The following is a 19267-nucleotide window of genomic DNA, read 5'->3' as shown; positions in this document are numbered from 1 at the left end:
GATTTCGCCGAACCTCAACGCGATCGGCGTTCTAATGCCCCGGCGTCGGAATGACGCCCAGCTGCTGCCGCGTGCGTAGGTCGTCGCTGTGCGCCCAGTGCTCGGCGATCTTCTTGCCGACGTAGCGAACGATGTGGGTGCCCCCGGACTCGACCCGGCGGTTCGTCGCGGGGATACCGTGGTACGCGCCGCGGTGGGTGCCGGTGAAGGAGACGCGGGCGACCAGCTTGTCCCCCTCGGCGATCAGGTCCTCGATCGTGATGCGGAAATCGGGGAAGGCCTCGAGGAACATCGCGAACGTCTGCTTGAGCCCCGAGAGCCCCGGCCCTTGTCCCGGCGGCCCCGCGTGGTCGAGCACGTCGTCCGTGAAGTAATGGTCCGCCGCGGCGACGTTCCTCTCGTGCCAGACCACCTCGACGTATTCCCGGTACAGCGCCTTGAGATCGTGCGTGCTCATGGATTCAGCTCCTTCTTGGGTCGGTTCGACGAAAGCGCCGTCAGACGCGCGCCGTCTCCTCGAGCTCCTTGCCCCGCGTCTCCGGCAAGAGCCACAGGATGAGCCCCAGCGCGATCAGCGGAAAGACGACCGTCGCCGACATGGCCGGCCCCCAGCCGACCCGCTCCGCCGCGACGCCGAGGAAGATCGGAGAGAGCATGTACGCGAGCCGGCCGAGCAGGTTGTTCGACCAGGCGAGCGCGTCACTCCTGAGGTGGGTCGGGAAGAGCTCGGTCGTGTACGCGTTCAGCACGGGAAGCACGGCGCTCCCGCCGAAGATCGACAGGGCCAGCGAGGCCGTGAGCCCGGCGTGCGAGTGGAGCGAGTACCCGCCGAACACGCCGGCCGCCGCCAGCGTGAAGGTGATCACCGCGCCTTTGCGGCGGCCCACGGCGTCGATCAGCTTGCCTGACGTGAAGACGAAGGGCATGGCGACGAGCGCGGCGATCATGATGCTCGTGCCCACCTGCCCGTCGCTGAGCCCGCGCTCCCGCGTCGCGAACGTCTTCCAGAACGTGACGGCGTTCTGGATGCACACGAACATCAGCGCCCAGATCAGCGCGAGCTTGAGCATCCGCCCGCGGTACGCCGAGCCGAGGATGCGCGTGAACGGCTGCGTCTCCTCCCGCCTCCGCTCGGCGGCCAGCTGCTCGAACCGCGCCGTCTCGCGCAGGTCGCGCCGGGCCAGCGCAATGAGCACGAGCGGAATCGCCCCGACGAAGTAGATGGTCCGCCACCCGAGCGAGGTCGAGAGGAACAGCGGCACGAGCCCGGCGCACGTGATCGTCCCCAGGCTGGAGAACGCCTCGATGAGGCCGATCGCGAGCCCGCGCCGGTCCTTCGGGAACTCCTCGGCCGCGTAAACGACGCTGACCGCATACTCGGCGACGAGGAAGATGCGCGCGAGGAGCTGGAACCCGGCGAACGCGATCACGTTCGGCGCGAGGCCCGTGAGCAGGGAGAACAGCGTGTAACCCGCGATGGTGATCGTGAGCAGCCGCTTCCTGCCCCAGTGGTCCGCCTTGCGGACGAGGAGAAAAGCGAGCATCGAGCCCAGGCTGATGACCCCGATCAAGAGCCCCTCCCCCTTCGGGGAGAGCCCCATCTCCGCGCCGAGGTTCGGGAGGATCTGCGTGATCGCCAGGCGGTCATAGCCCTCGAAGAACGCGGCGACGCTCAGGAACGCGAGGAGCCGAAACTGGTACCCAGTGAGCGGCGTCTTCTCGGTATCGCGGGTGGACATGGGGGTTCAGCTCTTCCAATCCGAGCGGGAGCTCGTGGGCGCGACCGGACTTCTGCGCGCGAGGACCGGCGTGTTCACGCCGCTGGCCCCGGCCTCCGCCGGCCCCGCGCGCCCCGCAGCCCTCGCCGGGCCTCCCCTATCCAAGTTCCGCGCCTACGGCAGAGACCGCGGCGCAGCGTCCCCGCGCTCGTGGCTCATCGCAGAACGGCACGCGCGCTCGCCTCCGCCTGGCGGCGCGCTGCTTCCGAGGCAACACCGCTGCTGGTGGAGCGTTGCTGCAGCAGCAATCGCGCCGGCCGCGCGACGCCGCCGGCGCGGCGCGGCGACGCGGAGGAGCGCGAGCGGCGCGGTCGGCTCCTCACGTCGACCGGCGGGGCGAGTCGCCCTGCCCCGCGCGCCTGCCGTCCTCGCGATGGCCGTCGCGGTAGGCCGACGGCGACGTGCCGACCAGCTTCTTGAACGCATGAGAGAACGCGGCCTCCGAGCTATAGCCCACCTCCGCGGCGACCTCCGCCACGAGGGCCGCCCCGGACCGCAAGCGGACCTTCGCGCGGTACATGCGCCACTCCGCGAGGTACTTGCCTGGCGACGCCCCCATCTGCTCGGTGAAACGCGCGGAGAACGCCGCCCGCGACATGCCCGCCTCCTGCGCCAGCGTCAGCACCGACCAGTCGAGCTCCGGATTCCGGTGCATCCGCGCGAGCGCGCGCCCGATCTGCGGATCGGCGAGGCCCCGCAGCCATCCGCGCTCGTCGGCGGGCACATCGCGCAGATACGCGCGCAGCGCCTGCACGAGCAGGACGTCGGAGAGGCGCGCCGTCACGATCCCCGCGCCCTCGGCCGGCGCGCTCACCTCGGCGGCGATGCACTGCGTGTGCGCCTGAACGAAGGGGCCGACCCCCTCGTCCGCGCGGAGGTGGAGGACGGGCGGCAGCGCCTCGAGCGCGGGGTGCCCGAGGGTGCCGAAGCGGAACTGCCCGCAGACGATGGTGGTCGGTACCCCGTCGCCGCCATGCTCGACGGCGCGCCCGGGGGACGCGCTCCGGACGAGATCCTCGATCGGGACGGCCTTGCGCGGCTTGCGCGCGTCGCGGAGCACGTGTCCTCGGCCGCTCGGCATCACGAGGAGATCACCGCTGGTCAGGGCGACCGGCGGCCGCGGGCCGTCGACCTCGAGCCAGCAGCTGCCGCGCGTGATGATGTGGATCCCCCGGCCGCCGGGCGGGAAGCGGAGCGCCCAGGGCGCGGTGAGCTCCAGCCGGAAGTACGACACGCTCTCGAGGCGCAGCTCGCCGACGATCTCGCTGAGGAGGTCCATGCAATCGAGGCCAGGGTAGACGACCCGAGAACGTCCATCAAGCCGGCACCACGGTAGACGATCTCGAAAGTGATCGAGCCAAAGTCGCATGGATCCGCCAGCGCACGGCCGCTACAAACCCGTGGAGGTCCGGCGCTCCCCGGCCCCGTCGACGGGCCGGAGCGGGGCCGACGCCGCGCGCGGCCGGCGCCGCGATCATCGTCGATGGGTACCGCTGTACCCCGAAACCCAGGAGAACTCCCCATGAGTAGCGCTTCCCCTCGCATCGTCGTGCTCGGGAGCACCGGCATGCTCGGCGCCCCCGTGACTCACGAGCTGGTGTCCGCCGGCTACGCCGTGACCGCCCTCGTCCGCGACCCGAGCGCGACCCGCGCGAGCCACCGGCTGCCGTCCAGCGTCCACCTGGTCGCCGGCGACGTCAACGACGTGAACGGATTGACCGCGGCGTTCCGCGGGCACGACATCGTCTATGTGAGCCTCTCGGTGCCGGTCACCGCAACGGCGAGCACGTGGCGGGTCGAGTCGGAGGGCATGAAGAACATCGTCGCCGCGGCGCGGGCGGCGGGCATCAAGCGGATCGCCTACCTCTCGTCGCTCCTGCATCGGTACGACGGGTTCCGCTGGTGGGTCTTCGACATGAAGCGCGAGGCGCTCACGATCCTGAAGGAGAGCGGGATCCCGAGCACGATCTTCTATCCGTCGAATTTCATCGAGTCGATCCCCTACCGGAGCCGCCAGGGCAAGCGGATCAACCTCGCCGGCAGCCCGCGCGAGAAGGCCTACTGGATCGCGGCGCGCGATTACGGCAAGCAGGTCGCGCGCGCGCTGGCGCTCCCCGGCGACGAATCGCGAGAGTACGTGGTGCAGGGACCCGAGCCGCTCACGGCGAAGGAGGCGGCCGAGCAGTTCGCGAAGCATTACACGAAGGAGCAGCTCTCCGTTGGCGCGGCGCCGCTCGGCATCTTGAAGGTGCTCGGGCTGTTCTCCCCGCTGTTCAACTACGTCTGGCACATCTCCGACGCGATCAACAACGCGCGCGAGCCGTTCCAGGCGGAGGCGACCTGGAAGGAGCTCGGCAAGCCGGAGACCACGGTGGCCGCCTTCGCCGCGTCATTTCAGTGAGCGAGGGCGGGGCGCCCGTCGCGGGCGCCTGTGTGAACGAGGGCGGGGCGCCCCGCGGCGCGCGCTCAGTGGTCGCTGTGGTCGCCGTCGACCGAGGAGGAGCGCTGGCGCGCGCCGGAGTCCTCGCACGTGCCAGCGACCGGCTCCGGCTGCGGCTCCTTCGCGTGCCTGATCTCCCGGTCCACGACGTTGCAGAGGATCTTGGTGCTCAGGGCCAGGTCGCGGACCGGCACGGCCTCTCTGATCCCGTGGTAATTGACCGGCTCCCCGAAGGTGGTGTCGAACAGGGCGCCTGCGGCGATGGCCTTCACGTACGCCTTGGCGTCCGTGCCGGCGCCCATGGCCACCGCGGGGGCCGGCTTGCCCGTCACCTCCTCGAACGCGCCGCTGATCCGGCTGAAGGTCGGGCCGTCGATCCGGCGGACGTCGGGCGCCACCCTGGTCGCGGTCTCGAAGGAGATCGGGGCGCCGGCGGAGGCGGCGTTGAACTCGTCGACGATCTGCGCGAAGATGCCGGCAAACTCGCTGTTCTGGCCGCACAGGAGGCCCTCGCTCTCTCCGTCCCACGGCTGGCTGTGGTGGCCGATGGCGTAACGGACATCGAGGCTGAGCGTGACGGCTCCGGGCGCGGGCTCGGTGTAGAACCTGGTCAGCGCGTAGGTGGTGCCGTTGCCCTCGGTGAACACCTCGTCGTGGCGCTCGAGCAGCTCGGGGTGAGCCTCACCGAAGGTCTTCGTGCCCCAGGTGAACTCGATGAACCTGCACATGCGCGCGACGTCGTTGTCGGCGAGGACCTCCGCCTCCGACAGCGCGCCGAGGAAGTTGGCGAGGGACACGAGCGGGTTCGCGCCGCTCGCGCGGTTCTCCTGGGGTACCGAGGCGTGCTGCGCGCCCGCGACCTCGGTCGTCAGCTTGAGCTCGCCCGGGAGGCCCGAGGTGTCGACGGTGAGCTTGGCCCGCCGGTACGATGGATCGTCGAACGGGTGGGCGGCGTAATCCGCCTCGACGTGCTGGGCGAGCTCCTCGAGCTGCGCCGGCGAGTCGCTGCGGAGGATCGCCTCGGCGCTGTCCGGGAGCTGATTGACGGGACCGGAGGGGGTGTTCAGCGACTCGATCCACACCCCCGTCTCGGGAGGCGGCTCGCGCGGGAGGGAGAAGACGGGGCGCTCGATGCCCTTCTCCGCGCGCACGGACCAGAACGTATCGAAGATGATCTCGAGGTCGGCGTTCTCCTCGGCGTTCTCCTCGCGGTACCGCCGCATCGACATGGGGCCGATCTCCTCGGTGGTGTCGAAGATGAGCTCCACGGTGATGTCGTCGAGCAGGGGGCTGCCGTCGTACGCGCGGGCGATGTCCTTGAGCACCAGGAACGTCGCCAGCGCCGGCCCCTTGTCGTCGATGGCGCCGCGGCCGACCCATAGGTCCTGCTCGCCCCCATGCTTTGTCGCGCCCCTGGCCTTCGTCAGCTGGAACGGCTCCCACACGCCGGCGTCGCCGGGAGACACGGTGTCGAAGTGCGTGTTCAGCGAGATCTTGCGGGGCCCGTTGCCGAGCCGGAAGCCGAAGACCCAGTAGTACCTGGGCTCGGCCGGGTTGCCGCTCTCGACCTTCCACTCCCACGGCTCCAGCTTGTGGGTCTTCTGCCCCTCGTTGAACTGCCGCGCCTGGGCGTTCAGGTCGTCGACGATCGTCTGCATGTTCGCGACGAACGCCTCCTCGTTGGCGAACTGCTCCTCGCGGTAGGTCTCGGCCGCGACCAGCCTGGCCAGCGCGTCGAAGCTGGCCTCGAACTCGGCGTCGACGCTCGCGCACGCCGGCTCGCGAGCGGCCGGCGCCTGGCTCGAGGGATCGTCGCCCTGGCAGCTGACACCATACGAGAGCGCGGCGACGCCGATCCAGCCTACCCGATAAAGCCTAGTCAACCTCATACATCCTCCGGAGCGGATTCGATTCGCATCCAATCCATTCAGACAACGCGCACACCACTCCACGCACCGTTCGCGCCTCGAGATCCGCACGGCCGCAAGGCGAAAACGACGGCAATCAAATCGACTTTTCGAGAGCCTTTGTGGCTCTTATGTGCAATACATAGGCGTTCCCCCGAAGCACAAACCCAGGTGATCCATATGGCACAAGAGTTCGATCACAACGCGATTGTACGGCTCGGAATGGCTTACGCCGAGTCGAAGACGCTCCTCAGCGCCGTCGAGCTCGGCGTCTTCACGGAGCTCGCGAAAGGACCGCTGGACTGGCAGACGCTGCGCGAGCGGATCGGGATCCACCCCCGCGCCGCGCGCGATTTCTTCGACGCGCTGGTGGCGCTCCGCCTCCTGCGGCGGGAGAACGGGCGCTACTCCAACACGCCGGAGACGGACCTCTTCCTCGATCGGGCGAAGCGGTCGTACATCGGCGGGATGCTGGAGATGTCGAACGCGCGGCTCTACCGGATCTGGGGCTCGCTCACCGACGCGCTGCGCACCGGCGAGCCGAAGAACGAGGTCTCCGAGGGCGAGGACATCTTCACGTGGCTCTCCAAGTCGCCCGAGAAATATCGTGAGTTCACGCAGGCGATGACGGGGCTCAGCCTGCCGTCGGCGCGGGCGATCGCGGCGAAGTTCCCGTGGGAGAAATACAAGACCTTCGCCGACGTCGGCACCGCCCAGGGGGGATTGCCCGTCCAGGTCGCGCTGAAGCACCCCCACGTGAAGGGCATCGGGCTCGATCTGGCGCCCGTGCAGCCGGTCTTCGAGGACTACGTCCGCGCTCACGAGCTCACCGACCGGCTGCGCTTCCAGGAGTTCGACCTCTTCCGGGACCCGATCCCGCAGGTGGACGTGATCACCATGGGACACATCCTCCATGGGTGGAGCCTCACGGACAAACGGAGCTTCATCAAGAAGGCGTACGACGCGCTCCCCGAAGGAGGGGTGCTCGTCGTCTACGACGCGATGATCGACGACGACCGCAGCGAGAACGTCGCCGGGTTCATGATGAGCCTCACCATCCTCCTCGAGACGCGCGAGGGCTTCGACTACACCAGCGCCGATTGCGCGAGCTGGCTGCGAGATCAAGGCTTCCGCGACGTCCGCGCGGAGAAGCTCATCGGGTCGGACTCGTTCGTCGTCGGCGTGAAGTGAGGAGCGCCGGCGCGGAGGATTGACGGTCCGGCGACCAGGAGCGATGAGCTCCGCGGGGTCGCCGGGCCACCCCGGCCGAGCGAACGCCCCGCTGGCTCGACGCCAGCGGGGCGCCGCCCCTCGCCCACCGCAGGCCATGTGCGCTGCTATATCCATCGTTGGAGCGCCCGCGGGGCGCCGCGACCTTCCGTTATTGCAGCGCGTCCGGCAGCGACGTGAGGACGCAGAGGCCCGTCTCGGCGTCGCAGGTCACTCGGTCCGCGAAGTCGGGGTTGATCCCGGAGCCGAACGCGCGACCCTTCGCGAGATCGGGGCGCGGATCGCAGAGGCTCGGATCCGGCACGCCGTCGGGCGCGCACTCGACCGCGGGGTACAGGCCCACGACGCTGTACGACGCAGAGCAGCCGTTCTCCGTGTACGTCAGATCGCCGATGATCTGCGTGCCCGGATACGCGGCCGTCACGTAGATGCGGAGGTTGCTCCACGCATAGCCGATCTCGACCGCAGGGTGCTGCGTGGGCGGCGTCCCCTCCGGAGCGTCCGCGGGCGGAGGCTCCTCGTACGCCGGGATGCTCAGCCTGGCCTCCGACAACGAAGGGACCGCGCAGACGTCGTCCTCGTCCGGATCGACGGCGGCAAAGTCGCCGATGGAGTCGAGCGCGGCCTCGCCGAGCTCCACCTGCGCGCCCTGGGCCGCGAAGGCCGGGAAGGCGATCCCCGACGCCCGGACGGCGACGTGGGCCTTCGTGAAATCAGGGCGCTTCGGATTGCCAGGCTGCCGAGGATTGTATTTCTCGATTCCGACGATCTCGCCCTTCAGCGTATCGCAATCGCCCTCGCCCTGCTTCGAGCCGGGCTTCAGCGTGTACTTCGCCGCGAAGCCCCCGTGGGCCGCGGTGCAGGTGACCCTCCGCTGCTCGCAGGACAAGGTCAGCGCGGCGATCGCGAGGATCCCGAGAGATGTTCCGAGCGTTCGTTTCATGGTCATCCGTCTCGCAGTGCGATCGCCCTAGAAGGTCACCTTGGCGCCGATCCTGAAGGTGCGTGGCGCCTGATACGCGATCGGCTTTCCGAAATTCGGGTTCCTGTTGTTCGGATCGAACGCGGACCCGTCGACGTTCTTGAGCTGGCCGAGATCGCCCTTCTTGCCGTTCTCGATCGGGAGGACGGAGGCCTGCGTGTAGCGCTGGTCCAGGGCCGTCGCCGCCTGGAAATTGAAGATATTGAACGAGTCGACGGTGATGGTCAGGGCGCTCTCCCGGGCGAGCTGCACCCCGACGCCGACGTGGGCGTCGACGGTGTGCACCCACGGGAGGCGCTCGCCGCTGCCGCGCGGGAGGATGTAGACCTGATCAGGGCCGTAGAGCGGGTGCGAGCCGAGATAGCTCGTGGGCGCGCCGGAGGCGGACCGGTACGCCCCGCCCACGCTGACGATCACGCCGTTCTGGAACGTGAAGTCCTTGGCGCCGAAGACCTTGATCTGGTGCCTGCGATCCCCGGGGAGCGGCCCCGTGCGGTTCGGCAGGAGCGACATCAGATCGAAGTCCGAGTTGACGTTCGGGTCGAGCTGCCCGGTCTCGGGGCGAAAGAGGCCGGCCCAGTTGCCGCGCAGGGTCGAGATCGTGTAGCTCGCCTGCGCGAGCCACGAGTCGGCGAAGGTCTTCTCGGCGTGAACCGTGAACGCGTCGTAGTCGCGGGCCGGCTTCGGGAAATCCTTCGCGACGCCATAGCCGGGGTTGCCGATGAGGTACGTCCTCGCCTCGTCGCGGCTGATGTCCTCGATGACTTGGTTCTGGTAACGCTTCGTGTACTGCACCCCGACGCGCAGCTTGGGGTACACCTCGTATTCGCCGCCGAGCACGATCTCGTCCGTCGACTGCGGCTCCAGATCCGGATCGATGCCGCCGTCGCCGCCGATGACGCGCCACTTCTGGTTCGGGCTGTAGGGGGCGCTCGTCGTGATGAGGTTCTCGTTCCGATCGCACGCGTCGCGCTGCTGCGCGACGTCCCGGGGATCGCACAGGGCCGCGTTGTGCAGGGAGAAGACCTGCCGCTCGCCGGGGAACGCGCGATCGATGATGTTGAGCGGCACGCTCTCGTAGAACCGCGCGTAGTTCGCGTACAGCTTGGAGCGACCTGCGTGCGTGAAGTCGTAGATCACGCCGACCCGCGGCGACCACTGGTTGGGCAGGGCGATCGCCAGCTTGTCGTCGCCCCCGTAAAGCAGCTGCGCGTCGTACCGGACACCCGCGTTCAGCGTGACCTTGTCGAGGATGTTCCAGCTGTCCTGCACGAAGCCGCCGATCGTGGTCGACTTCGACACCGTCTCGAACTTGACGAGCGGCTCGGCGTCGTCGGGGTTGGCCAGAAATCCGAGCCGGCGGAAGCCGGTGTACGCCCTTCCATCGGTGGTCTCGGCGAAGATGTTGCCGCCCGAGTGGCCGCGGGACGACCCGTAGCGCATCAGCTCGAGGTCGACGCCGGCCTTCACGATGTGGTGCCCGAGGGCAGTGATCAGGGACGTGAGCACGGCCTTGCCCTGGTACCGATCGAGCACCGTCTCGTTGAGCGCCCCCGGCCCGCCGCTGTAGTAGGTCGCCACGGGGCAATGCTCGGCGCTCGGCGCGCCCGCCGGCTCGCAGCCGCGCGTCGCCGCGGACGGCTCGAAATCGTTGATGGAATGAAACCCGGGATCGGTCCGCTGCCAGTGCACCTGCGCGATGTCGGACAGCCCCTTGCCGCTCCCGATCCTCGTGCCGTCGGAGGCGCGGACCGCGTTGTCCTCGTGGTGGACGCCGAGCGTGACGTCGAGCAGGTACGTCTTGTTCTGGAATGCCGACGACCACTTCAGGGCGGCGTCGGTGGCGGTCGAGACGTACTCGTGCGCGAGCGCGCCGAAGCTGCCGTTGATGACGTTGTTGCTCGAGCTGTTGTTGAGCTCCACGGTCCCGTCCTTCGGGTTGATGCCGAAGTTGCCGCTGCCGCCCGAGATCGTGGGCGAGCCGTAAACCGACAGCGAGACGGTGTTGTCGGGATCGATCAGCAAGGTGAGCTTGCCGAGGTACTGGAGGCTGTGCTGGGTGGCGTAGTAGACCCGGCGCGTGCCCGGCAGCGGCTCGGTCCTGTCGAAGCGCAGCTCGCGCTCGAGCCGGTAGCTCGCCGCCGAAGGGGAGAGCCCGGCGAAGAACCAGAGCCTGTCCTTCAGGATCGGGCCGCCGAGCTGCACGCCCACGTCCCGGAGCGACGACAGCCGGGTGTCGGTCCTGATCGTGCTCGCCTCGCTCTCTGCCTGCTCCCGCTCCGCCTCGAATATGCCGGGCGTGACGCTGAGGAACACCGCGCCGTGGAATTCGTTCGAGCCCGATCTCGTCACCGCGTCGAGGTACCCGCCGGTGGCGCGGCCGTACTCCGGCATGTAGCCGCCGGTGATCACCTTGACCTCCTTGATGAACTCCGCGGACAGCGGCGTCCCGATGACGCCGAACGCCGGGTTGTTCACCGACAGGCCGTCGATCACGTACTGGTTCTCGGGCGAGGTCGTCCCGCTGATCGAGACGCCGTACTGGTCGGCGTTCGCGCCGGGCGCCACGTCGGCGAGCGCCTCGAACGAGCGGGTCGCCGCCCCCTTCGAGCCGGTGGAGATGAGCGGGATTCGGCTCGCGAACTCCGAGGTGACGTTGACGCCGGTCGCGCTCGACCCGACGTCCACCGTCGGCGCGCTGCCGACGACGACGATCTCCTCGGCCTTCAGCGCCTCGGGGAGCAGCTCGCTGTTCACCCGGATCGTGCTGTCGACGCGCAGCTCGATGCCGCCGCGGCTGTAGGGCCGGTACGTCTCCTTGTCGAGCCGGAGCGTGTAGGCGCCCGGCGGCAGGTTCGGGATCCGGAACTGACCCGAAGGATCGGTGACGACCACCTGCTCGCCCTGGAGCGCGGGGGACGTCACGGTCACGACGACGTCGGCCGCGGGCTTCTTCGTCGATGCGTCGAGGACCGTCCCGGTCAGCACGCCGGAGCCGGTGGCGAAGGCCGAGCTCGAGACCAGCACGCTGGCCGCCGCGGCCAGCCGCGCGGCCCAGACGCCGCGCCTTTCATGCATGAAGTTCACAGATCTCCTATCACGGTGGGGACGCCGGCGGCCCGCCGCCGGCGAGCCGCTGCGAGGCCGGCAGAGGCGCGCGCGGCGACGGGGCCGGCCTCGTCAATCGGGGGATGCACCTCTCTGGACGGCGCTACAGCTTGGAGTACCGGTACTCCAGGATGGCCTTCAAATTGGCCATCTCGATCTTGTGGATGGCGTCGAAGTGCGGCCAGATGTCGCCGACCCAGGCGCGGTCCGTCCGCGCGCGCGGCTTGCTGATGTAGTCGGGGAGCTCCGCCGTCGCCCGGTCGTAATACGGGTGCTTGCAGTTGGTCCAGAGCACGATCGTGCCCGGCTTGCGGATGGTGGGCCTCGCGTCGATGAAGCGGAAGTAGTACCGCATCCACAGCTCGTCTCCCTGGTCCCACGCGCAGGGGTAATCGACGACGCGGCTGTCCGGGTAGGCCTCGGCGCGGACGTAGATCGACGTGTCCTTGGCGAGGAACTCTTTCCCCTTGTAGAGGCCGCCGCCGAGGTGGTGGAGGTTCCGCAGGCTGAACGTCCACTCCTCCAGGCTGTAGACGTTCGCCGCGTACTCGTACGCCATCTCGACCGGGCAATGGATGTACTCGCCGAGGTGGCAGTACTGCCCGAAGATCTCGTTGTGCGAGTACGTCTCCTTGGTGATGCTCTCGAGGTGCTTCACGCACTCGTCGATGGAGTGATCCTCGGAGACGTACAGCCCGGGGATCTCCCTGCTGGAGATCCCGTTCTTCACGAGCCCGGATCGGCTCCACGGCCCTCTATCGTCATGTGCAGTCATCGTGCTCTCCTTCGGGTTCGACATCGCGATCGAGCTAGAACGGCGCCAGCGCCACGGTGGTCTGGGCGCTCGGGAACTGGTTGAAGCTGTCGAGCACCGTAAATTCCGCGGTCGAGCCGCCGATCAGGCCCCCGAGCGCGTTCCCTGCGTTGGTCTCGAGGGCGACGTCTGCGCCGCCGAAGACGAGGCTCGAGATGGCCGTGCTCTGCTTGACGGGCCCGTGCCAGGTGGACACCCACCAGTTCGCGACGAACGGGGCCGGGGGCGCGCCGGACGGCGCGATCGAGCCCTCGACGACGAAGCGGGGGCCGCCGGGGAACGGCACGCGCACGTAGATATCGCTGTCGGTCAGCGAGTAATCGTACTCGAGGTTCGGAACGTACTGGGCTTGGAAGCCCGCCTGAATGAGCTTGAACGCGAGGGGCGCGTGATCGGTGTAATACCACAGCGTATAGCTGTTGACGTCGCCGGTCCCGTCCGGGGGGACGACGACGAGGCCGACCTGGACGACCGCGCCCGGCGTGGCCGTCCCGCCGTTCACCGAGATGCCGTCGGCGTACGCCGTCCTCACGGTGAGCGGGGTGACCGGGTCCGCCTCGCCGGCGAGCACGAACTCCTCAGGGACCAGGGCTCGGGCCTCGTCGGTCGGGACGAGCTCCAGGCCGATCGTCTCGACGACGTTCGTGAAATTGACGCTGAAACTCCGGAGCTCCTGCTGGGCCTCGGCGGTGGGCTCAGGGTCTCCGGCGTCGACGGCGCAACCGGCGACAAGGACGCAAGCAAGCGACAGGAACTTCATGGAACCACGCGCGTACATGAAAGCCTCCTCAGGCCGCCGACTCCAGCGTCGACGGTCGCACCATGATAATGACCAATCGCGTTATCACAATGGATATTGAAACAAAGTGACGAATCTCAAAATCGTTTAAAACAATGCATGAATTTCCGAACTCAAGGCCCCGAGCACGATCGATAGCGCTGCGCGCCGGAGCTGCCGCGCTAGAGGGCGCCGAACGAAGACGCCGGCATGGTCGGCGCGTCCGGCCCGAGGAACGGCGCGAAGGGCGGGATCTCCTCGCGCTCCAGCCGCAAGTCGAGCACCCCGGGCAAAGGGCGGCCCTTCTCGTGATACTCGCGCAAGCGCTCGCGCAGCTCCTCGGGCGTGGAAGCAGCGCCCACCCAGAGCCGGTCTTCGGGGGCGAGGCCGCGCGCGAGGGTCGCGAAATCGACGCTCGGGTAGCGCACGGCCTCGATCCTGGACTCGAAGAGGAGCTGCTGGCGCGTGACGCACATGCCGTGCATGGCGTTGTTGAAGACGACGAAGAGGACGGGCAGCGAGAGATCGACGGCCGTGTGCACCTCGAGGCCGAGCATCAGGAACGCTCCGTCGCCGCAGATGACCGTCGTCCGCGTCCCGGGCTCCGACCCGAGCTGCGCGCCGATGGCGCCGGCGATGGCGTAGCCCATTCCCCCCATCCCCAGCGCGATGGTCGACGTGGAGCCCGGAGGGACGGAGAGGTAGTGCATGGCCGCGGCGGCGCAATTGCCGGCGTCGAGCACGACGTGGCCCTTGGTCGGCAGGTGCGCCCCCAGGATGGCCAGGGCCTCGCTCTGCAGGAGGGCGTCGGCCCTCCCGGCGCGCGGCGCGTCGCCCGGGATCGCCGGCGCCAGGCGGGGCTCGTAGAGGCTCCGCGAATACCCCTGGACCGGAGGGAACGGCGACATCGGAGTCCTCTCGAGGAGCTCGAGGAGCGCGCGGAAGGCGCGGCCGACATCCGCGTACAGGGTGATCTCGGGCTGCAGGATGCGGTGGATCGCCTCGGGATCGACGTCGACCACCGCGAAGCGCTTGTCCTTGAAGCTCCGCTCGACCGCGGAGCGCGTCATGACGTCGAGCGTCGCGCCCGCGGCGATGATGAGGTCCGCCTCGTCGCGCAGGTACGCGTGCGCCGACGGGTGGCCCGCCGCGCCGACCGTCCCCAGGTAGAGGCGGTCGTCGTTCGGGAAATCTCCGCGCGCCGACATCGTGGTCACGACGGGGATGCCGGCCTTGCGCGCGAACGCCTCGACGGCCCCGGCGTCGTCCGAGCGTCGCGCCCCCTGGCCGATGAGGAGCAGCGGGCGGCGCGCGCTCCGGATGGACTCGAGCAGCGGCATCACCTCGCCGATCCCGACCTCGCGCGATCGGCAGAAGCTCGCCAGGTCTCCCGGCCAATCGGCCGGCGGCGCGCCGACCTCTTGATCATAGAGATCCCGGGGCACGAGGAGCACGGCTGGCCCTTGCCGGCCCGACGTCGCCGCGACGACGGCGTCGCGCAGCATCGGCCAGAAGTCGTGAGGGGTCCTGATCTTCCCGACGTACTTGGAGATCGCGCGCCAGAGCTGGACCGCATCGACGCAGTTGCCGATGCCCGACGAGTCCTGGAACGCCCCCCGGCCCTCGAGCGAGGTCGGGGGCTGGCCCACGATCGCGAGCACCGGCACCGCCTCGGCGTAGGACTCGGCGATCCCGACCGCCAGGTTGAGCATCCCGCCGCCGGACGTCGCGCAGCAGACGGCCAGCCGCTTGTGCACCCTCGCCCTGCAGTCCGCCATGAACGCGGCGCCGGTCTCCGTCTTTGCCAGCACGGAGATCAGCTTTCCTTGCCCGTGTCGGTGAATGGCGTCGTGCAGGTGCTCGATGTTCGCGCCGCTCACACCAAAGACGTATTCAACCCCCCAATCTCTGAGCTTCTGGACCAGCGCATCGGCCAATTTCATACTGCATGTCCTTTCCGTGCGTGCGAGGACGCCGCGCCCCCGGGCCCGCCGCGCCGACGGGCGGGCGGGATCGCGGGCGGGCGGCGTCGCGCCACGCGCGGCCTACAAACCCATGAATTGACGCAATTTCCTGGGATGAGCCCTCATCGATGAACATCGAGCCAGCACAAGAGCTTCGGACACGGGGTGACCTCTCGCCGTCAATGCCAGCGCAGCACCATGGAGCTCACGAAATCGCCGCCGTTCGAGAACGTCCCGAGCGCGATGATGTCGCCGCGGCGAACGCGGCCGGTCTCGAGCGCGTCCGCCAGCGTGACCGGGATCGAGCCCTGAAACAGGTTGCCGTAGCGCGCCAGGGTGTCGTGCGTGCGCGGCGGGAGGATCCCGATCCGGGCGCGCCACTCCTTGAGGAAGGTGTCGTTCGGCTGGTGCGTGATCAGGAGGTTGACGTCGCTCGGCGACAGCCGCGCCTCCGCGAGGCACCGCCCGACCGCGTCGGGCACGAGCTGCAGCGCGTTCGCGCGGATCGCGTCGACCATGTCCTTGGAGAAGTTGACCGTGATCGGGCCGCAGCCGCGCTCCCAGTAGTTCTTGAACTGCCCGTCCACGAAGTCTGGCTCGAACCGGAACAGGCCGTAGTACTCGCCGTGGGAGCGCTCGTACCGCGCCAGGATCGACGCCTCGCCGGGCATGACGAGCGTCGCCGACGCGCCGTCGCCGAGCACGGACGACCGGCGGGACTTCTGGAACTCGGGCAGGCGAGAGATGAAGTTCGTCACCGTCACCACGACGATCCGCTTGTATTGCCCGGACTCGATGAACGCGCGGGCCGCGTTCAGCCCCGACAGGAACGAGGAGCAGCTCGTGTCGATGTTGAGGATCGTCGCCTGCTTCGCGCCCACGCGGTGCTGGATCGCAGGGCCGATGCCCGGCCAGAACGTGTCCGAGAAGATGCACGAGCACACGATGAGGTCGATCGTCTCCGGCCGGACGCCGGTCTTCTCCAGGAGCCGCTGGACGGCGCGCACGCCGAGGTCCTCGGACAGGTAATCCGGCGACGCGAACCGCCGCTCGTGAACTCCGCTGAAGAACGCGTTGTCCGCCAGGGCGTCCTGCGAGCTCCCGTCGGGCGGCTCGTTCACGACCCTGCGCTCCGGCATGAAGCTGACGACATCGATGATCTGCGCCTTCATAGAGCTCCGCCCTCGAATCCGATGTGTTGAAACCGCGCCGGAGAGCGCAGCGTCGAAAACCTGCTATGGCGAGCAATGCGTGCGGGGTGGCCAGCTGATGACGCTCACCCGGGCGACCGAGGACGCCGACGCCTTCGCTCAGCTCGCTCACAGCAAACAAGGAACGTGCCGCGGAGCAGTATGGCCTCTCTCTTCCCGCGCCGATTCGTGGCCCACCTCTCGTGCCAGCTGCTCGGGCCGTAATGCCGCGCCGTGGCGACGGCCGTGCCGAGCGGAAGAGAATTTCGTTAAATCGTGTTAAGGGCCGGCTGCTGCCGGAGCAACATTCCTACTGATTGTCTGCTGCTGCATCAGCAGCCGGTCCTGACGATGGCCCCGTCCAGTCGCTCCTTTCACGGCGGCCGGACGTGCGCCGCGATCGGGCGGGCCGCTGGGCAGCGCGCTGGCAGCCGGGCGGGCTGACCGTTGGCGTGCGCATTGCCAACCGGCACGGTCTTGCTGTCGGGGACGTGATCCGCCGACCCACACGGGGAAAGAAGGGGCCAGCATGGCGAACGTTGTTGCCGTCGATCCGAATGCTCCTGCCAGCGCCGCGGCGTCGACCGCCGAGGCCGAGCGCGCAGCATTGCTGACGTTCTACCGAGCCTTCAGCGAGCGGCGTCCTGAGCTCGTCGACGAGGCGGTGACCCAGGACTGGGAGGATATCCCGCTGCCCCCCGGTCACGGGCTGGGCCCGGAGAGCATCAAGCCCATCCTGCGCGCCTTCTTCGAGGCCTTCCCCGACGTGCACCTCGCGGTGCTGGACATCCTCCAGGAGCCGGGCCGGGCCGCGGTGAGATCCCTCCTCACGGGGACCCACCGCGGCACCTTCTTGGGGGTGGCGCCGACCGGGAAGGAGATCAGCGTCGCGTGCCACGATTTTCACGCGCTGCGGAACGGCCGGATCGCGCGGACGTGGCATCTCGAGGACTGGTTCACCGCGCTCGCGCAGATCGGCGCCTGGCCGCCGGCGCGATGAGCTCACCCACCCCGGGCGCGCGCCGCGTGGCCGCTGGCCCGGTCTCCCCGCCGGGCTGACCGGGCGCGGGCGCGCGGCGCCTACCGCGGCCGCTCGACCATCGCGCTCCCGCCGTGACGCCGGACCGGCTCGGCGACCGCGGTCACAGTGCCGTCGCCGTGGAAGCGGAGGGCGGTGGCCGCGCCGATCTCGCCGCCCAGCGTGGCCGCGTCGGAGAGGGCGTGGCCCAGGGACGCGAGCCCCTCCGCCTCCGGGGCGCTCAGGAACGCCGTCTCCGCGTCGGTCGATCCGTCGCCGGAGTTGCGCTGCGAGAGGCGCGGCGCCGAGAGCGCCTCGTCGATGGGGAGGCCCAGGTCGATGTGATTGACGAGGATCTGCAGCACCGTGGTGATGATCGTGGACCCGCCCGGAGAGCCCAGCGCGAGCGCGGGCTTGCCGTCCTTGAGGACGATCGTCGGGCTCATGCTGCTGCGCGGGCGCTTGCCCGGCTCGGCCACGTTGGGGTGCGGCGAGCTCGGGTCGGGCTGGATGGTGAAGTCGGTGAGCTCGTTGTTCAGCAAGAAACCATAGCCGGGGACCACGATTCCGTTGCCGCCCTCGTACTCGATGGTGCAGGTGTAGGACACGATGTTGCCGGCGGCGTCGCTGACGGTGATGTGGGTCGTCTCGTTGTCGTCCGCGTCCTTCGGGCCAGCGCTCCCGCCCTTCGCCGTCCGGGCGCGGCCCGGCGCGGGGCTCGGATCGCTCTGGAACGCGTAGGGGTCGCCCGGCTCCGCCGCGGCGGAAGGCGCCGCCGCGAGGTCGATGAGGGCGCGCCGCGCGTCGGCGTAGTCCTTCGAGAGCAGCCCCTTCACGGGGGCGTCCACGAACTCGGGATCGCCGAGAAAGGCGCCGCGATCGGCGAACGCGAGCCGCGAGGCGCCGAGGTAGCGGTGGAGCACCTCGACCGGCGTGAGGGTCGCCATGTCGTAGCCCTCGAGCAGGTTGAGCGCCTCCGCGACCGCGACCCCGCCGCTGCTCGGGAGTCCGACGCCGTAGATCGTGTACTCCCGGTACGTGGTCGAGAGCGCCGGGCGGACGCGGGCCTCGTAGTCCCGGAGGTCGGAGAGCTCGAGCACCCCGGCGCGGACGTCGAGCGCGCTCCCGGGCTCGACCGGAGGCTCTTTCACCGCGGCGACGATGGCCGCGGCGACCTGTCCTTCATAGAAAGCCTTCTCTCCGCCCTCGGCGATGAGCCGGTAGGTGGCGGCGAGGTCCGGGTTCTTGAAGACGGTGCCGACGGGCCACGGCTTCGCGTCGGGCCCGAGGAAGAGCGCCTTCGAGCTCGTGATCGCCTGGAAGCGCGGGAGGTTTCGCCCGGTCTGCTCGAAGAAGGTCTCGTCGACGTCGAACCCCGCTTCCGCGACCTGGATGGCCCGCTGGAGCACGTCCCCGAGCCCGAGGGTGCCATAGCGGCGGAGCGCGTCGCTCCAGCCCCGCACGGTGCCGGGCACGCCGACCGACAGGCCGCTGGTGACGAGCTCGTTGAAGGCCACCGGGGCGCCGCCTTCGTAATAGAGCCGCGCCTCGAGCCGCGACGGCGCCGTCTCGCGGTGATCGAGGGCGATCACCTCGTCCCCGTCGGCGAGGTAGATGAGCATGAAGCCGCCGCCGCCGATGCCGCAGGAGAACGGGTCGGTCACGCCCAGCACGCCCGCCGCGGCGACCGCGGCGTCGACGGCGTTGCCGCCTCGCTTCAGGACCTCGATGGCGGCCAGCGTGCCGCGGAGATCGACCGTCGCCGCCGCCCCGCGCTGTCCGGTCGCCGTCGGCGCGATCTTCGGCAGATGGGCGAAGAGATCGTCCTCGGCGCCGCCCCCGGAGGCGTCCGGCACCGCGCCCGCGTCGCTCCGATCGGCACTGCCGGCGCCGATCGGAGCGACGTTTTCGTTCGGGCTGCAGGAGGCGCAGAGGAGGAGGAGACCGACGAGGGGAGTGGTGTTCTTCATGGCTTCTCTCGCGAAGCGCTCCGGGCGCGGGGCACGCCGGGGCGTTCTGCCTCACGCGCGACATCGGCCGTGAGGGTCTGTTCAGGAG

At 69.2% G+C, this 19267-nt stretch carries 14 protein-coding genes; 3 read left to right on the top strand and 11 right to left on the bottom strand.

The features are described 5' to 3' along the window. Positions 1–31: 31 nt before the first annotated feature. From WME98_RS32810 to WME98_RS32800, 3 genes are all read right to left on the bottom strand, one after another. Positions 32–457, bottom strand: a complete 426-nt coding sequence (locus tag WME98_RS32810; protein ID WP_437945633.1) for an ester cyclase — start codon at positions 455–457, stop codon at positions 32–34. A 40-nt stretch (positions 458–497) separates the two neighbouring features. After that, on the bottom strand, positions 498–1739 hold the full coding sequence (locus tag WME98_RS32805; protein ID WP_437945632.1) for an MFS transporter: 1242 nt from the start codon (positions 1737–1739) through the stop codon (positions 498–500). Positions 1740–2097: 358 nt separating this feature from the next. Next, entirely contained in the window at positions 2098–3057 is a 960-nt protein-coding gene (locus WME98_RS32800) for an AraC family transcriptional regulator (protein ID WP_165373857.1), read from the bottom strand. Between the two features lie 243 nt (positions 3058–3300). On the opposite strand from WME98_RS32800, the gene WME98_RS32795 reads away from it, so the two are divergent. Then, complete coding sequence (locus WME98_RS32795) at positions 3301–4179, top strand: SDR family oxidoreductase (RefSeq protein ID WP_437945631.1); 879 nt, start codon at positions 3301–3303, stop codon at positions 4177–4179. A gap of 65 nt (positions 4180–4244) precedes the next feature. Here WME98_RS32795 and WME98_RS32790 read toward each other — a convergent pair whose 3' ends face one another. Then, entirely contained in the window at positions 4245–6101 is a 1857-nt protein-coding gene (locus WME98_RS32790; RefSeq protein WP_437945630.1) for a M20/M25/M40 family metallo-hydrolase, read from the bottom strand. Positions 6102–6305: 204 nt separating this feature from the next. Between WME98_RS32790 and WME98_RS32785 the strand changes: the two genes are divergently transcribed. Then, positions 6306–7316: a methyltransferase gene (locus WME98_RS32785; RefSeq protein WP_437945628.1), complete on the top strand. Its 1011-nt coding sequence runs from the start codon at positions 6306–6308 to the stop codon at positions 7314–7316. Positions 7317–7506: 190 nt separating this feature from the next. Here the strand turns inward: WME98_RS32785 and WME98_RS32780 are convergent, their stop codons facing one another. The 6 genes from WME98_RS32780 to WME98_RS32755 form a co-directional block, all read right to left on the bottom strand. Further along, positions 7507–8298 carry a hypothetical protein gene (locus WME98_RS32780; RefSeq protein ID WP_437945627.1) on the bottom strand — a complete coding sequence of 264 codons (792 nt, stop codon included), beginning with the start codon at positions 8296–8298 and terminating at the stop codon, positions 7507–7509. Between the two features lie 27 nt (positions 8299–8325). Next, positions 8326–11415, bottom strand: coding sequence for a TonB-dependent receptor (locus WME98_RS32775; protein WP_437945625.1), 3090 nt, complete (start codon positions 11413–11415; stop codon positions 8326–8328). A 133-nt stretch (positions 11416–11548) separates the two neighbouring features. Further along, a complete protein-coding gene (locus tag WME98_RS32770; protein WP_437945624.1) occupies positions 11549–12220 on the bottom strand; it encodes a hypothetical protein in 672 nt (223 codons plus the stop codon). A gap of 34 nt (positions 12221–12254) precedes the next feature. Beyond that, a complete protein-coding gene (locus tag WME98_RS32765; RefSeq protein ID WP_437945622.1) occupies positions 12255–13037 on the bottom strand; it encodes a hypothetical protein in 783 nt (260 codons plus the stop codon). Positions 13038–13219: 182 nt separating this feature from the next. Then, the gene (locus WME98_RS32760; protein WP_437945621.1) at positions 13220–14980 is read right to left on the bottom strand and encodes a thiamine pyrophosphate-binding protein; all 1761 of its coding nucleotides are present in this window, start codon (positions 14978–14980) and stop codon (positions 13220–13222) included. A 200-nt stretch (positions 14981–15180) separates the two neighbouring features. Next, entirely contained in the window at positions 15181–16173 is a 993-nt protein-coding gene (locus tag WME98_RS32755) for a 3-oxoacyl-ACP synthase III family protein (RefSeq protein ID WP_437945620.1), read from the bottom strand. 547 nt (positions 16174–16720) lie between these two features. Here WME98_RS32755 and WME98_RS32750 point away from each other — a divergent pair. Further along, a complete protein-coding gene (locus WME98_RS32750; protein WP_437945619.1) occupies positions 16721–17191 on the top strand; it encodes an ester cyclase in 471 nt (156 codons plus the stop codon). 80 nt (positions 17192–17271) lie between these two features. Here WME98_RS32750 and ggt read toward each other — a convergent pair whose 3' ends face one another. Next, complete coding sequence (gene ggt, locus WME98_RS32745) at positions 17272–19179, bottom strand: gamma-glutamyltransferase (protein ID WP_437945618.1); 1908 nt, start codon at positions 19177–19179, stop codon at positions 17272–17274. Between the last annotated feature and the right edge of the window lie 88 nt (positions 19180–19267).

The sequence above is a fragment of the Sorangium sp. So ce296 genome (assembly GCF_051529605.1).
GTDB lineage: Bacteria > Myxococcota_A > Polyangia > Polyangiales > Polyangiaceae > Sorangium > Sorangium cellulosum_D.
This window is presented reverse-complemented; position numbering and strand designations above follow the sequence as displayed.

Bases quoted from the DNA above. Each gene is read 5' to 3' on its own strand.
- WME98_RS32810 (WP_437945633.1), bottom strand. From the start codon at position 457: ATGAGCACGCACGATCTCAAGGCGCTGTACCGGGAATACGTCGAGGTG.
- WME98_RS32805 (WP_437945632.1), bottom strand. From the start codon at position 1,739: ATGTCCACCCGCGATACCGAGAAGACGCCGCTCACTGGGTACCAGTTT.
- WME98_RS32800 (WP_165373857.1), bottom strand. From the start codon at position 3,057: ATGGACCTCCTCAGCGAGATCGTCGGCGAGCTGCGCCTCGAGAGCGTG.
- WME98_RS32795 (WP_437945631.1), top strand. From the start codon at position 3,301: ATGAGTAGCGCTTCCCCTCGCATCGTCGTGCTCGGGAGCACCGGCATG.
- WME98_RS32785 (WP_437945628.1), top strand. From the start codon at position 6,306: ATGGCACAAGAGTTCGATCACAACGCGATTGTACGGCTCGGAATGGCT.
- WME98_RS32780 (WP_437945627.1), bottom strand. From the start codon at position 8,298: ATGAAACGAACGCTCGGAACATCTCTCGGGATCCTCGCGATCGCCGCG.
- WME98_RS32775 (WP_437945625.1), bottom strand. From the start codon at position 11,415: ATGCATGAAAGGCGCGGCGTCTGGGCCGCGCGGCTGGCCGCGGCGGCC.
- WME98_RS32770 (WP_437945624.1), bottom strand. From the start codon at position 12,220: ATGACTGCACATGACGATAGAGGGCCGTGGAGCCGATCCGGGCTCGTG.
- WME98_RS32765 (WP_437945622.1), bottom strand. From the start codon at position 13,037: ATGTACGCGCGTGGTTCCATGAAGTTCCTGTCGCTTGCTTGCGTCCTT.
- WME98_RS32760 (WP_437945621.1), bottom strand. From the start codon at position 14,980: ATGAAATTGGCCGATGCGCTGGTCCAGAAGCTCAGAGATTGGGGGGTT.
- WME98_RS32755 (WP_437945620.1), bottom strand. From the start codon at position 16,173: ATGAAGGCGCAGATCATCGATGTCGTCAGCTTCATGCCGGAGCGCAGG.
- WME98_RS32750 (WP_437945619.1), top strand. From the start codon at position 16,721: ATGGCGAACGTTGTTGCCGTCGATCCGAATGCTCCTGCCAGCGCCGCG.
- ggt (WP_437945618.1), bottom strand. From the start codon at position 19,179: ATGAAGAACACCACTCCCCTCGTCGGTCTCCTCCTCCTCTGCGCCTCC.